12 protein-coding genes and 1 other annotated feature (1 of these 13 cut by a window edge) are annotated in these 14,592 nt (G+C 41.4%); of the genes, 11 read left to right on the plus strand and 1 reads right to left on the minus strand.

The genetic code is table 11. The annotated features are described in order from the left end of the window. Positions 1–21: 21 nt before the first annotated feature. The 7 genes from dnaN (at position 22) to ABD006_RS16285 (ending at position 8,897) form a co-directional block, all read left to right on the plus strand. Entirely contained in the window at positions 22–1,167 is a 1,146-nt protein-coding gene (dnaN, locus tag ABD006_RS16255; RefSeq protein WP_343843340.1) for a DNA polymerase III subunit beta, read from the plus strand. Between the two features lie 125 nt (positions 1,168–1,292). Then, positions 1,293–1,511 carry a S4 domain-containing protein YaaA gene (gene yaaA, locus ABD006_RS16260; RefSeq protein WP_343843343.1) on the plus strand — a complete coding sequence of 73 codons (219 nt, stop codon included), beginning with the start codon at positions 1,293–1,295 and terminating at the stop codon, positions 1,509–1,511. Between the two features lie 28 nt (positions 1,512–1,539). After that, complete coding sequence (recF, locus tag ABD006_RS16265) at positions 1,540–2,658, plus strand: DNA replication/repair protein RecF (RefSeq protein WP_343843346.1); 1,119 nt, start codon at positions 1,540–1,542, stop codon at positions 2,656–2,658. Between the two features lie 8 nt (positions 2,659–2,666). Next, entirely contained in the window at positions 2,667–2,951 is a 285-nt protein-coding gene (remB, locus tag ABD006_RS16270) for an extracellular matrix regulator RemB (RefSeq protein ID WP_343843420.1), read from the plus strand. Between the two features lie 66 nt (positions 2,952–3,017). Continuing rightward, a complete protein-coding gene (gyrB, locus tag ABD006_RS16275) occupies positions 3,018–4,934 on the plus strand; it encodes a DNA topoisomerase (ATP-hydrolyzing) subunit B (protein ID WP_343843422.1) in 1,917 nt (638 codons plus the stop codon). Positions 4,935–5,261: 327 nt separating this feature from the next. Beyond that, on the plus strand, positions 5,262–7,787 hold the full coding sequence (gyrA, locus tag ABD006_RS16280) for a DNA gyrase subunit A (protein WP_343843349.1): 2,526 nt from the start codon (positions 5,262–5,264) through the stop codon (positions 7,785–7,787). A gap of 33 nt (positions 7,788–7,820) precedes the next feature. Further along, entirely contained in the window at positions 7,821–8,897 is a 1,077-nt protein-coding gene (locus tag ABD006_RS16285) for an HD-GYP domain-containing protein (protein WP_343843351.1), read from the plus strand. A 17-nt stretch (positions 8,898–8,914) separates the two neighbouring features. Here ABD006_RS16285 and ABD006_RS16290 read toward each other — a convergent pair whose 3' ends face one another. After that, positions 8,915–9,871, minus strand: coding sequence for a YaaC family protein (locus ABD006_RS16290; protein ID WP_343843353.1), 957 nt, complete (start codon positions 9,869–9,871; stop codon positions 8,915–8,917). 112 nt (positions 9,872–9,983) lie between these two features. Between ABD006_RS16290 and guaB the strand changes: the two genes are divergently transcribed. The 4 genes from guaB to pdxT all read left to right on the plus strand — a co-directional run bounded on the left by guaB (position 9,984) and on the right by pdxT (position 14,486). Next, positions 9,984–11,450, plus strand: coding sequence for an IMP dehydrogenase (guaB, locus tag ABD006_RS16295; protein ID WP_343843355.1), 1,467 nt, complete (start codon positions 9,984–9,986; stop codon positions 11,448–11,450). 115 nt (positions 11,451–11,565) lie between these two features. Next, on the plus strand, positions 11,566–12,903 hold the full coding sequence (locus tag ABD006_RS16300) for a D-alanyl-D-alanine carboxypeptidase family protein (protein ID WP_343843357.1): 1,338 nt from the start codon (positions 11,566–11,568) through the stop codon (positions 12,901–12,903). Positions 12,904–12,983: 80 nt separating this feature from the next. Continuing rightward, positions 12,984–13,868: a pyridoxal 5'-phosphate synthase lyase subunit PdxS gene (gene pdxS, locus ABD006_RS16305; RefSeq protein WP_343843359.1), complete on the plus strand. Its 885-nt coding sequence runs from the start codon at positions 12,984–12,986 to the stop codon at positions 13,866–13,868. Between the two features lie 21 nt (positions 13,869–13,889). Further along, positions 13,890–14,486 carry a pyridoxal 5'-phosphate synthase glutaminase subunit PdxT gene (gene pdxT, locus ABD006_RS16310; protein ID WP_343843361.1) on the plus strand — a complete coding sequence of 199 codons (597 nt, stop codon included), beginning with the start codon at positions 13,890–13,892 and terminating at the stop codon, positions 14,484–14,486. Positions 14,487–14,526: 40 nt separating this feature from the next. Then, positions 14,527–14,592 (plus strand) — a binding site (T-box leader) (it continues 158 nt past the right edge of the window).

Here is a 14,592-nt window from a genome sequence, read left to right on the forward strand (position 1 = left end):
TCTTAGGAGGAATTTAAAAAAATGAAGTTTAACATCCAGCGTAATCAATTAATGGAAAGTGTCCAGGATGTCATGAAAGCTATTTCTTCTAAAACAGCGATTCCTATTTTAAGTGGAATGAAAATGGAAGTAACAGAAGAAGGCGTTACACTTACAGGAAGTGATTCTGATATTTCAATAGAATCCTTTATTCCTAAAGAGGAAGATGGAATTGTTTATATTGAGGGGATTGAACCAGGAAGTATTGTCCTTCAGGCTAAATACTTTCCCGATATTGTAAAAAAACTACCTGATCAGACGGTAGAGATTACTTCTGATGATCAGTTTAATGTAACCATCAAATCCGGACATGCGGAATTTAATTTAAATGGACAGGATGCTCAGGAATATCCACAGCTTCCAAAATTACAGGCTCAAAACAGCTTCCAGATATCTGTGGATTTGTTAAAGGATTTAATCCGACAAACCGTTTTTGCGGTATCTACATCTGAAACAAGACCGATTTTAACGGGAGTCAATATGTCTATCAAAGAAGAAAAGCTCCACTTTGTAGCTACTGATAGTCATAGATTAGCTTCCAGAAACATCCCTGTTCAGGAAACCGAAGAAACCAATTTCGGTTCTAATATTGTTATTCCAGGAAAAAGTCTGAATGAACTTAACAAAATTCTTGATGATACTCAGGAAAAAGTTGAAATAAGTGTAACGGATAATCAGATTCTGTTCCGCACTAAGCATTTATATTTTCTATCCCGACTACTGGATGGCAATTATCCCGAAACTTCAAGACTTATCCCGGAACAGAGCAAAACGAATGTCGTCATAGACTCTAAAGACCTGTTACATGCCATTGATCGTGCCAGTTTATTAGCAAAAGAGAGCCGAAATAATGTTGTAAGACTTATTACCAAGGAAAATAATATTCTTGAAATTTCCAGTAATTCACCAGAGGTAGGTAAGGTGCAGGATGAAGTTCAGGCTGATTCTATTGAGGGAGAGGAATTAAAAATTTCCTTTAGTGCAAAATATATGATGGATGCACTGAAAGTCATTAATTCTGAGAAGGTAATGATTTCCTTCACTGGAGCTATGCGGCCATTTATTATTAAACCAACAGAAGAGGCAGATGAAATCTTACAGTTGATCTTACCAGTAAGGACTTATTAATTTAATTAAAGCAACTAAATTTCTAAAGAGAATTTTAAAATGAAGCAAGGGCAATCCCCTTGCTTTTATGTTATCATTAAATAATAGGAATGCATTAAAATGCACGGAGGATAAGGTGATAGGACATGAGTGAACCAATTGAAATTTCTACAGATAAAATTGCATTAGGTCAATTTCTGAAGCTTGCCAATGTTATTGAGTCTGGTGGAATGGCCAAATGGTTTTTACATGAATTTAACGTCTATGTGAACGGTGAACAAGAAACGAGAAGAGGAAAAAAATTACAACCGGGTGATGTTGTGGAAGTTGAAGGAATAGGATCATTTGAAGTGACAGTAGAATGACAGTCCTTTTGCGAAAAGGGAGATTTACATGTATATCCAGGATCTATCTCTAACAAATTATCGTAATTATGAACAGATACAGGTTCAATTTGATCATAAGATAAATGTCATTATTGGTGAGAATGCACAGGGAAAAACAAACTTAATGGAATCTATCTATGTTTTAGCACTTACAAAATCCCATCGGACTCCCCGAGATAAAGAATTGATTAAATGGGACTCAACTTATGCTAAAATAAAAGGGAGTATTGTTAAACGAAATCACTCTCTTCCACTTGAAATTGTCTTTTCAAAAAAGGGGAAAAAAGCTAAATTAAATCATATCGAACAGTCCAAATTAAGCAACTATATCAGCGCATTTAATGTCGTTATGTTTGCCCCGGAGGATTTGAACTTAGTTAAGGGAAGCCCTCAGGAACGTCGTCGTTTTATAGATATGGAAATTGGACAAATTCAGCCTGTCTATGTATATCATCTGAATCAATTTCAAAAGGTTCTGAAACAGCGGAATGCTTTATTAAAAGACTATCAGAGGCAACAAAATATGGACCGGACCATGCTGCGTGTTTTAACTGAGCAATTAATTGAACATGCAGCGATTATTGTTGAGAGGAGATTTGAATTTCTTAAGCTTCTCAGAGAATGGGCTGAGCCGATCCATACGGGGATCAGTCATGAATTAGAAAAACTGGAAATGACGTATGATGTCAGTGTCGATGTATCAGAAGGTATGGATTTGTCAAAAATAGTAAAGACCTATCAAACCCACTTTCAGGATATAGAAACAAGAGAAATTGAAAGGGGTACATCTCTAATAGGCCCTCATCGTGACGACCTCTTATTTTATGTGAATGGAAAGGAAGTTCAAAGGTTTGGATCTCAGGGACAGCAAAGAACGACTGCATTATCACTCAAACTAGCCGAAATTGAACTTATTCATAATGAAGTGGGAGAATATCCTGTTCTTTTACTCGATGATGTTTTAAGTGAACTGGATAATCAACGACAGTCGCATTTATTAAATACGATTCAAGGTAAAGTGCAAACCTTTGTGTCGACCACCAGTGTGGACGGAATTGCGCATAAAACACTACAGAATGCCGAAATATTTCAAGTTCAACAAGGCACAGTTTTTAAAGAAGGGTGAGGTTGAGTGTGTTTATACATATTGGGGAAGAACATGTTATACAATCCGAAGATGTTGTCGCCATTATTGATCGTGATTTAGTTAAATCCTCAACGATTATCGATGAAATGATTCAAAACCAGAAAAGAAGAAACATCGTAATTGATACATCCCATGACCAGGCAAAGTCCATTGTGATAACTACGGAATTTATCTATTTCAGTACTTTATCCGTTGCAACTTTACGTAAACGTTCAAGCTTGAACTTTACTTTAGATAAACTGGAAGATTATTCAGAGGACTATGAGGAATAGACTCAGTAATGGAAACGTGTCAAAGAAAGTAAGAATATTGGAAATGAAGGTGTGAACCTGATGGCTATGGATGAAAACTTAAATCAACAAGCATATGATGAGAACCAGATACAAGTTTTGGAAGGACTTGAAGCAGTCAGAAAACGCCCGGGGATGTATATCGGGTCAACGAATGAAAAAGGTCTTCATCATTTAGTTTGGGAAATCGTGGATAACAGTATTGATGAAGCTCTGGCTGGATACTGTGATCATATTCAGATCAAAATTGAAGAGGACAATAGTATAACGGTTATTGATAATGGACGAGGGATTCCGGTTGGTATACATGAAAAACAGGGTCGCCCGGCTGTTGAGGTTATTTTGACGGTCCTTCACGCGGGAGGAAAATTTGGCGGTGGCGGCTACAAGGTTTCAGGAGGATTGCATGGGGTAGGAGCATCGGTAGTAAATGCGTTATCCTCTGAATTAGAGGTGTTTGTGCATCTTGACGGAAAGGTTTATTACCAGAAATATCATCGTGGCATTCCTCATGAAGATTTAAAAGTGATAGGAGATACAGATATTACGGGTACTCGTATCCACTTCACTCCTGACTCCTCTATTTTCACTGAAACGACAGAATTTGAATACGACACCCTGGTCCAGCGTGTTCGTGAGCTTGCCTTTTTAAATAAAGGAGTCGCCATTTCGATTGAGGATAAAAGAGAGGAACGCGAAGAAGAAACGTTTCACTATGAGGGAGGAATTTCCTCATATGTAGAGTACTTGAATCGCAATCGCGAAGGTCTACATGAACCATTTTACACAGAGAGCGAAATGGATAATATATCCGTGGAAATTGCACTCCAGTATAACGATGGTTTCGCTAGTAATATATACTCCTTTGCCAATAATATTCATACCTATGAAGGCGGGACTCATGAATCTGGTTTTAAAACGGCACTGACCAGAGTCATTAACGATTATGCGAGAAAAAACCAGATGTTCAAAGAAAATGATCCGAATTTAACAGGAGATGATGTAAGGGAAGGTTTAACGGCCATTGTCTCCATTAAGCACGAGGATCCGCAATTTGAGGGACAAACCAAAACAAAGCTTGGAAATAGTGAGGTGCGAACGGTTACGGACTCTCTCTTTAATGAGAACTTCTCAACGTTTTTATTTGAAAACCCGGATATTGCCAAAAAAATTGTTGAGAAGGGAATCATGGCTTCACGGGCCCGTAGTGCGGCGAAAAAGGCACGTGAGCTGACGAGAAGAAAGAGCGCTCTTGAGGTTTCAAACCTTCCAGGTAAGTTAGCCGATTGTTCCTCCAAAGAGGCTTCCATCAGTGAATTATATATCGTTGAGGGGGACTCTGCCGGTGGTTCGGCTAAACAGGGGCGTGACCGTCATTTTCAGGCTATTCTTGCTTTACGCGGTAAAATTTTAAATGTGGAAAAAGCCCGTTTGGACAAAATTTTATCCAACAATGAAGTGCGTTCTATGATTACTGCGCTTGGAACAGGCATTGGAGAGGAATTTGATATTGAGAAAGCCCGCTATCATAAGGTTGTTATTATGACCGATGCCGATGTTGACGGTGCGCACATCCGGACACTCTTACTTACCTTCTTCTACCGCTATATGCGCCCATTAATCGAACATGGCTATGTTTATATTGCACAGCCACCTTTATATAAAATACAGCAGGGAAAGACAGTCTATTATGCTTACAATGACCAGGAGATGGAGAAACGGTTAAGTGAGCTGTCTGGTAATCCGAAACCAAGCCTGCAGCGTTATAAGGGTCTTGGTGAGATGAACCCGCCCCAGCTATGGGAAACAACGATGAATCCGGAAAACCGAACATTGCTGCAGGTAAATCTTGAGGATGCGATGGGGGCCGACGAGACGTTCGAAATTTTAATGGGCGATAAAGTAGAACCGCGACGAGACTTCATTAAGGAAAATGCCCGTTATGTAAAAAATCTTGATATCTAAGGACATAGGCAAAACCCATTCCGTGGCCTGAGGTGTGGCCCTTTATGGGTTTGTCCTATGCTTTACGTCATCCAGCTGCGGCTCCTAGGTATGCGCGGATATAAGTCAAAGCCATTCCGTGGCTATCGCCACTACATGTCTTCGTCTTATCCCGCGATACCTGACCAGTCGCCTACGCTTTTCTAACCATGTCTAGCTACAGGGCCTAGCCCCTAAGCAGATATAAGCCAAATTCATTACGTGGCAAAAACTGCCACTCCATGAATTCGTCTTATCCAGCCTGGGCTAAGCAAGGCCCTTCCGCTTTTCTAATAAGGAGGTTGTTTTATGGTGGATCAGGATCGTCCACAGGTTCAGGAAATAAATTTGAATCAGGAAATGCGTACGTCATTTTTGGATTACGCAATGAGTGTTATTGTTGCGCGTGCGCTCCCTGATGTTCGTGACGGAATGAAACCCGTACATAGAAGAATATTATATGCCATGCATGATTTAGGTATGCATGCAGACAAAGCTTATAAAAAATCTGCCCGTATTGTCGGGGAAGTTATCGGTAAGTACCATCCCCATGGTGACTCGGCTGTATACGATGCAATGGTACGTATGGCACAGGATTTTAACTATCGTTATCCTCTAGTTGATGGACATGGAAATTTCGGTTCTGTTGATGGAGATTCAGCTGCTGCCATGCGTTACACAGAAGCTCGTATGTCCAAGATTTCCATGGAGATTTTAAGGGATATCAATAAAGATACCATTGATTATATAGATAACTATGATGGGACAGAAAGAGAACCGGCAGTCCTGCCTGCCCGTTTTCCTAATTTACTGGTGAATGGTGCAGCAGGTATTGCAGTCGGAATGGCCACCAATATCCCTCCTCATCAACTGGGAGAGGTTATTGATGCGGTCTTAGCTGTCAGTAAAAATCCGGATATCACCATCAGTGAACTCATGGAAAACTATATTTATGGACCGGATTTCCCTACTGGCGGACAGATTCTTGGACGCAGAGGAATCCGTCAGGCCTTTGAAACGGGAAAAGGATCCATTACGGTCCGTGCAAAATCAGAAATCACAGAAATGAACAATGGAAAATCATCCATTATTGTTACCGAGATTCCTTTCCAGGTAAACAAGGCAAAATTAATCGAAAAAATTGCTGAGCTGGTTCGGGATAAGAAAATTGATGGAATTACAGACCTTCGTGATGAATCCGACCGTGATGGTATGCGGATTGTGATTGAAATGCGCAGGGATGTAAATCCAAATGTCGTCCTTAATAATTTATACAAGCAGACAGCTCTTCAAACCACTTTCGGAATCAATACGCTGGCTCTGGTTGATGGAGAGCCAAAGGTTTTAAATCTAAAACAGACGTTAACCCATTACTTAGATCATCAGAAAGTGGTCATTAAAAGAAGAACGGCTTATGAACTGAGAAAGGCTGAAGCAAGGGCTCATATTCTGCAGGGTCTGCGTATTGCCTTAGATCACCTTGATGAAGTTATTTCTCTTATTCGCAATTCCAAAACGACTGATATTGCCAGGGAAGAGCTAATCAGCCGGTTTGAATTGTCCGAAAAGCAGGCACAGGCGATTTTGGATATGCGACTCCAGCGTCTGACAGGTCTGGAGCGTGAAAAGATTGAGAATGAATATAGTGACTTAATGAAGCTTATTGGAGAGTTAAAGGCAATTTTGGCTGATGAAGAGAAAGTACTGGAAATTATTCGAGAAGAATTAACCGAGATTAAAGAGCGTTTTAACGATGAAAGAAAGACAGAAATTATGACAGGTGGATCCGACTTTATTGAGGATGAGGATCTGATTCCTGAAGAGACCATTGTTGTTACGCTCACACATAAAGGGTATATTAAGCGTCTTCCAGCTTCCACCTATCGTACACAGAGACGAGGAGGACGTGGTGTTCAGGGAATGGGAACGAATGAGGATGACTTTGTGGAGCATCTTCTATCTACGTCCACACATGACACCATTCTGTTCTTCTCAAATAAAGGGAAGGTTTATAAAACGAAGGGCTATGAAATTCCTGCCTTTGGTCGAACAGCTAAAGGAATTCCATTAGTTAATGTGCTGGAGGTTGAAAAAGGCGAATGGATCAATGCCATGATCGCCATCAGTGAGTTCTCTGAGGATTGGTATTTATTCTTCACCACTGAACACGGAATTTCCAAACGCACCGCCCTATCCCAGTTTGCCAATATCCGCAGAGGTGGTCTCAGAGCTATTAATCTGAGAGAAGATGATGAACTGATTTCCGTGCGACTTACAGATGGAAATAAGCTAATTATGATTGGGACCAGGCAGGGGTACTTAATCCGTTTTGATGAACAGGATGTACGTTCCATGGGACGAACGGCTGCTGGTGTAAAAGGTATTACCTTAAGAGATGAAGAGGATAAGGTTGTGTCCATGGAAATTCTCGATGAAACCACTCAGGTTCTGACGGTTACAAATAAAGGTTATGGTAAGCGAACAAAAGCTGATGAATATCGAACGACGAACCGTGGCGGAAAAGGAATTCTGACCTGTCATTTAACAGAAAAAAACGGACATGTAGTAGCGGTTAAAGCTGTGACCGGGGATGAGGACCTCATTTTGATTACGGAAAGCGGAATGCTTATCCGAATGCCTGTAGAAAGCATTTCCGAGACAGGGCGTAATACTCAAGGGGTTAAACTCATTCGCCTTGAAGAAGGAGAGGAAGTTTCAACCGTAGCAAGGATTGCCCAGGAAGATGGAGAAGATGAAGATGATCAGGAACATGATGAGTCCGGTGAAGCAGACACGGAACAGGATTCTGATCAGGACGGGGAATCAACAGAATAAATCAAAACTCAAGGGTTTGGAGGTGAAGAGAAGTTGCTAGTTCATCCCAGTCAGCTTAAACCCGGATGTATCGTAGAGCGGGAAGTAAAAGGACATACAGCAAATCCAATAATATCAAAGGAAACAGTGGTCGGACCTGTTCATATACAGGTATTGGAGCACTTCGGGGTTGAGAATATAGAGGTTTCCTCATACCTTGTCAACGGAGAAAAATTTACTCCGGAAGAAAAAGGAGATCAGCAAAGAAAAATTGAACAGCAAACGGACCCCTTTGCCGTTAAATATGCACAAAGTGTTGAGAAAACAAAGGAAATGTTTTTTAAATGGCAGGCAGGAAACCCGGTAGATCTTCCCAAAGTCAGAGAATTTCTTATCCCGCTTATCCTGCAGGCCGAAAATGACTCAGGGATTATCTTTTCTCTTCATCACCATGTGGATAAAGAAAATTATTTTTTCCATCACTTTGTGGCAAAAGCATTAATTTCAGCGTTTATTGCCAAACGGATGAATTTGCCACAGGGAGACCGGATACAGACAGGTTTAGCTGCTTATTTATGTGATTGCGGAATGGCACAGATTCCGAAACAAGTTTTAAATAAATCCGAGCGCTTGTCAGCTGAGGAATTTAACGAGGTCAAGCAGCACCCGATTTATTCTTACCGGTTAGCAGAAGATATGACAGCCCTGAAACAGGAAACAAAAACATCTATTTTGCAGCATCACGAAAGAATGGATGGCAGTGGGTATCCGTTTAGGTTAAGCCATCAGAAAATCCATTTGTATGCAAGAATTATTGCGGTAAGCGACATTTTCCATGCAATGGTTTGTGAAAGACCTTATAAGCCTAAGCAATCCCCTTTTAAGGCTGTAGAAGAAATTCAAAAACAAATGATTGGGAAACTGGATCTTGAAGTGGTTCAGATTTTAGTGGCAGGACTGGCGAATTTTTCGAGTGGAACGAGGATCAGACTGTCTGATCAGCGGTCTGGAGAAATCGTATTTATAGAGGAAAAAAATCCGACCAGGCCCATGGTACGGATGGATAATGATGGCGAAATTATTGTTCTGAAGGATCATCCACATTTGCATATAGAAGAAATACTGGCATAACCATGAGGCAATCCCCATTATGTTTGGTTGAACAGATAATAACCAAGCATTATGGGGATTTTTTTGGCTGTAATACTTAAAAAGTGAAGGATATAGGGATAATCATTGTTACTGAACGAGTGCAACAGCTCTCCCCACCACTCTGTCTCATAGCGGCAGATCATACTTAAATTGTAGAGCAGCAGAAAGTGAGTCATGACCTCATGAAAAGGATAAAAAAAAGTGCGATTTTTACAAAGGTAGAGGCAGGAACCTTCAGCATCCATGGAAAAAAGATTACTTTCAAAAGGAAGCAGTATTCTATCTGAAGTGATATACAGATAATCCTGATCCGAATGCCAATCCTTGACTGGAAAATGGTAATGACTCAGTTTATCAGCGAACCTGTTTTCAGATAAGTGCCAGTCATTCACTATATCCAGAGGAATAAGCAGCCTTTTTTCTCCAGGATTGCCCACTTTAATGACTGGTTTTTCTTTATGCTGAATATCATATAATTCGCTCATTTCCGGAACTCTTTTCAGCAGCTGTTCCATCGAAAATTTATCAACTGTAAATTGATGAATGGAAAACAGGTGACTGGTGAGGTAAGGAAAGAGCCCTTTTTGCTGAATTTTCACCTCATCCTGCAAAAACCGGTACGACTGTTTTTTCCGCTTTCTTGCCGATACTCCGTGGGCAAGGAGACTTGTATTTTCGGGATAGTAAGGCCTTTTGGTCATCAAACAGGTTTTAATAAGCTGTGTCAGGCCATAAAAAAGCAGCATGGGCTGTATGGATACAGGAGCTTTTTTTGCCTGGTTTAAATAAGTTTCCGCATGCTCCAGGTAATAAACAAAACGATCCGCATTCTGAAAGCTTAGCTTCTCATAATCACTGAAATTTTCTCTCCGGTAGCATTCACTTAAAAAGCTTTGAACATAAGGAATCGATTTAAGCTGATGATAAAATGCAGACAGGTTTTTATCCTTCATAAAAATCTCCTTATATATCCTTGAAATGTTAAAAAAACTGGCGTATTCTATAAAATATTTACAAGAGTATTGTTGCCATTTCACAGCAAATTCATAATAAGGGGGCTAAAACATGCGGGAGGATAAGTTTGCCAAGGAAGGTCTGACGTTTGATGATGTATTATTGATGCCGGCTGAATCAGAGGTACTGCCGAGGGATGTAAGTGTCCGTACAGAATTATCCGGTCAGTTAACGTTAAATATTCCACTTATAAGTGCAGGAATGGACACCGTTACGGAAGCAGATATGGCAATTGCCATGGCTAGACAGGGTGGTTTGGGAATCATTCATAAAAATATGTCCATTGAGGAACAGGCGGAGCAGGTGGATCTCGTTAAGCGTTCGGTCAATGGCGTTATCAATCATCCGTTTTTCCTGACACCCGGACATCAGGTGTATGATGCCGAGCATTTAATGGGAAAATACAGAATTTCCGGAGTACCTATTGTGAATGATGAAGAGGATCAGAAGCTGGTCGGTATGATTACCAATCGTGATCTTCGTTTTATTCAGGATTACTCTATACCAATTTCCGATGTTATGACACATGAGCATTTAATTACTGCACCTGTAGGAACAACCGTTAAGGAAGCAGAGTATATCCTGGAAAAGCACAAAATTGAAAAACTGCCGCTGGTTGATGGAGAAAATCGTTTAAAAGGGTTAATAACCATCAAAGATATTGAAAAGGTCATTGAATACCCGAATGCAGCTAAGGATGAGCAGGGACGTTTAGTAGTTGGTGCAGCAGTAGGTGTGACTGCGGATACAATGGTTCGTTTAAAGCAGCTGGTTGAAGCTGGAGTCGATGTCATTGTTGTAGATACCGCTCATGGTCATTCCAAAAGTGTGATTGAACAGGTGAAAACCATTCGGAGGGAATACCCTGAGTTGGACTTGATTGCTGGCAATGTGGCCACACCAGAAGGAACAAAAGCTTTGATTGATGCCGGCGCCAATATTATTAAAGTAGGTATCGGTCCGGGATCCATTTGTACGACCAGAGTGGTTTCAGGAATAGGTGTACCTCAGATTACAGCTGTATTTGACTGTGCAGAGGAAGCTGCTAAGCATGGAGTCTCTATTATCGCGGATGGAGGCATTAAATATTCAGGAGAAGTTGTAAAAGCCATCGCTGCAGGCGGACATGCAGTTATGCTGGGCAGCATGTTTGCCGGTGTTAAGGAAAGTCCCGGTGAAACGGAAATCTATCAGGGACGACAATTTAAAGTTTATAGAGGAATGGGTTCAGTAGGAGCAATGAAGGAAGGATCCAAAGACCGTTATTTCCAAAGTGAGTCTGAAACCAAAAAGCTTGTACCAGAAGGAATAGAAGGACGTGTCCCTTACAAAGGACCTTTGGAAGATACCGTGCATCAGTTAATCGGCGGCTTGCGGTCGGGAATGGGCTACTGCGGAACCAAGGATATTGAGGCCTTGCGGGAGGATGGAAAATTTATTCGTATAACAAATGCAGGTTTACGGGAGAGCCACCCTCATGATGTACAAATAACAAAGGAAGCCCCGAACTATTCGTAATAGTAGAATTGACCTAATCTGTAAAACATAGATAGTGACTATTCACTGTCTATGTTTTTTTATACCGGTATGATAAAATTGCAAAGGATAGATTAAAATGGTGGAGGTTAGTTTAATGAAAAAGTCAGTAAAAGCTTTGGGAATGGTGATGACTGCCATTCTTATAACAATGGTTGCAATCATTCCAGCACCGATTTCAACCCATGCACAACCCAACAATATTGAAGCAAAATCAGCTATTTTAGTGGATGCAGAAACAGGCCAGATTTTATACGAAAAAGAAGCCGATTTAGCTTTGCCTCCAGCCAGTATGACCAAAATGATGACGGAATACCTGGTACTAGAGGCCATAGAAAATGGAGATATTAGCTGGGATACAACGACAACGATTTCTGATTATGCCTATTGGCTTTCTTCAGATAATGCATTTTCAGGAATTGGTTTGCGTCAAAATAAAGAATATACCGTAGAAGAGCTTTACACAGCGATGGCGGTTAACTCAGATAATGCGACAACCGTTGCACTGGCCGAATTGGTCGCAGGTTCTGAAGGTGAATTTGTAAAAATGATGAATCAGAAGGCTCAGGAGATGGGATTACCAGAAGCTGAGTTTGTGAATTCTACAGGTTTAGGGAATAGTGATTTAGGAGAATATTACCCGGAAGGCACGAGCGCTGATGCAGATAACTATTTATCAGCCAGATCAGCAGCCTTACTGGCCTATCATTTAATTAATGACTACCCTCAAGCCCTTGATTATTCAAGTATTACAGAGGCTAAATTAGATAAAGAATCGTTCACAAACTGGAACTGGATGCTGCCTGGAATGCCGGGACAGCTTGCTCCATTTGGCTATGAAGGCCTGGATGGAATGAAGACGGGATGGACAGATGAAGCAGGCTACTGCTTTACAGGTACTGCTGAACGGAATAACCGCCGACTGATTTCTGTCGTTATGCGAACAGATTCTGAGGAAGCACGATTTGAAGAAACAAGAAAGCTGCTTGACTATGGGTTTAACCAGACAAAGACAGCAGAAATTTACCCTGCTGATTATCAAAAGAAAGACGATTCAACACTCGAGGTCAATAAAGGGAAGGAACAATCGGTGGAAATTGCTACGGATCAGGCGATTCGTGGGGTTGTCCCTTCCGGCGAAGAAAAACCTTATGAAATTGAATTTACCCTTGATAAATCCAAACTTAATGAAGATGGCGAATTAACAGCCCCTCTTAAGAAGGGAGAAGCTGTTGGAACCGCACAAATAAAGTATACAGGTGAAGAGCTTTTTGGATATATAACTGAAGACATCGGCCAAGATGCCAATGTTCAACTGGTTACTCAGGATTCTGTGGAGAAAGCCAACTGGTTTACTCTCACTTTCCGAGCCATTGGTGACTTTTTCTCAGATGTATTTGGCGGAATTGCTGATTGGTTCAAAGGTTTATTTTAAAACAAATTGGATTACTAGGGATTTTCCGTTAAAATAGAACTAAGAAGAAAGTATTCATTATATTCAGGGGGGAAAACACCATGTCCAAAACAGGTACTGATCGTGTGAAACGGGGAATGGCGGAAATGCAAAAGGGCGGCGTCATCATGGATGTCGTTAACGCCGAACAGGCTAAAATCGCTGAAGAAGCGGGAGCCGTTGCGGTAATGGCCCTTGAACGTGTACCAGCTGATATTCGTGCAGCTGGTGGAGTGGCAAGAATGGCTGATCCAACAATCGTCGAAGAAGTTATGAATGCTGTTTCCATTCCGGTTATGGCAAAGGCACGAATTGGCCATATTGTTGAAGCAAGAGTGCTTGAAGCTCTGGGCGTTGACTATATTGATGAAAGTGAAGTGCTGACGCCTGCTGATGAAGTCTATCATATCCATAAAAAAGATTATACAGTTCCGTTTGTATGTGGCTGCCGTGATATTGGAGAGGCTGTGCGTCGTATTGGCGAAGGAGCTTCCATGCTGCGGACTAAAGGAGAGCCTGGTACAGGTAATATTGTGGAAGCGGTTCGTCATATGCGTAAGGTTCAGTCCCAGATCCGTGAAATTTCCGGTTTATCAGAGGACGAGCTCATGGTTTATGCAAAAGAAACAGGGTCTCCTTATGAAATTCTTAAGGAAATTAAAACAGAGGGCCGTTTACCTGTTGTAAATTTTGCAGCTGGCGGTATTGCTACACCTGCTGACGCTGCTCTTATGATGCAGCTGGGAGCAGATGGTGTATTCGTAGGCTCCGGTATCTTTAAATCCGATAATCCGGAGAAATTTGCCCGTTCAATCGTGGAAGCTACCACTCATTACGAAGACTATGAATTAATTGGACAGCTTTCAAAGGATCTTGGTACAGCGATGAAGGGAAGAGAAATGTCTACGCTGACAGAAGCCGATCGCATGCAGGATCGCAGTGAGTAACTAGTAAAGGAGTCATCCATCATGGTAAAAATAGGTGTACTGGGATTACAAGGCGCTGTACAGGAGCATGTCCGTTCAATAGAGGCCTGTGGTGCTGAAGCAGCTGTTATTAAGCGTGTGGATCAGTTAAAAGAGCTGGATGGCCTTATTTTGCCCGGCGGTGAAAGCACAACCATGAGGCGTCTCATAGATAAATATCATTTCTTTGATGCGCTGCGCAGCTTTGGTGAATCAGGAAAACCGATGTTTGGGACGTGTGCAGGAATGATTTTGCTGGCTGGCGATATCGCTGGACAGGAGGATGCTCATTTACAGCTTATGGATATGAAGGTCGCCCGTAATGCTTTTGGACGGCAAAGAGAAAGCTTTGAGGCGGAAATTGAACTAAGAGGGATAGCAGACTCGTTTAATGCTGTGTTTATTCGGGCACCCTATATTCTGGAGACAGGAGAAAATGCGGAAGCTCTTGCAACCTATGATGGTAAAATTGTGGCGGCCAGGCAGGATCACTATTTAACTTGTGCTTTTCATCCTGAGCTAACCGATGATCATCGTCTTACAGAGCATTTTGTCGGGATGGTTAAGGAAGCAACAGAAAAACTTGCATCTTTATCCTAAACAAGGTATATTATAAAGCAACTGGAATATCGATATATTTGCAAAAGCGATGAGAGGAACAAGTAGCAATAGGGCTTATCTCAGAGAACCGGTGGCCGCTGTGAAC

It is taken from the genome of Salinibacillus aidingensis (assembly GCF_039522525.1).
Classification (GTDB): Bacteria; Bacillota; Bacilli; order Bacillales; family Alkalibacillaceae; genus Salinibacillus; species Salinibacillus aidingensis.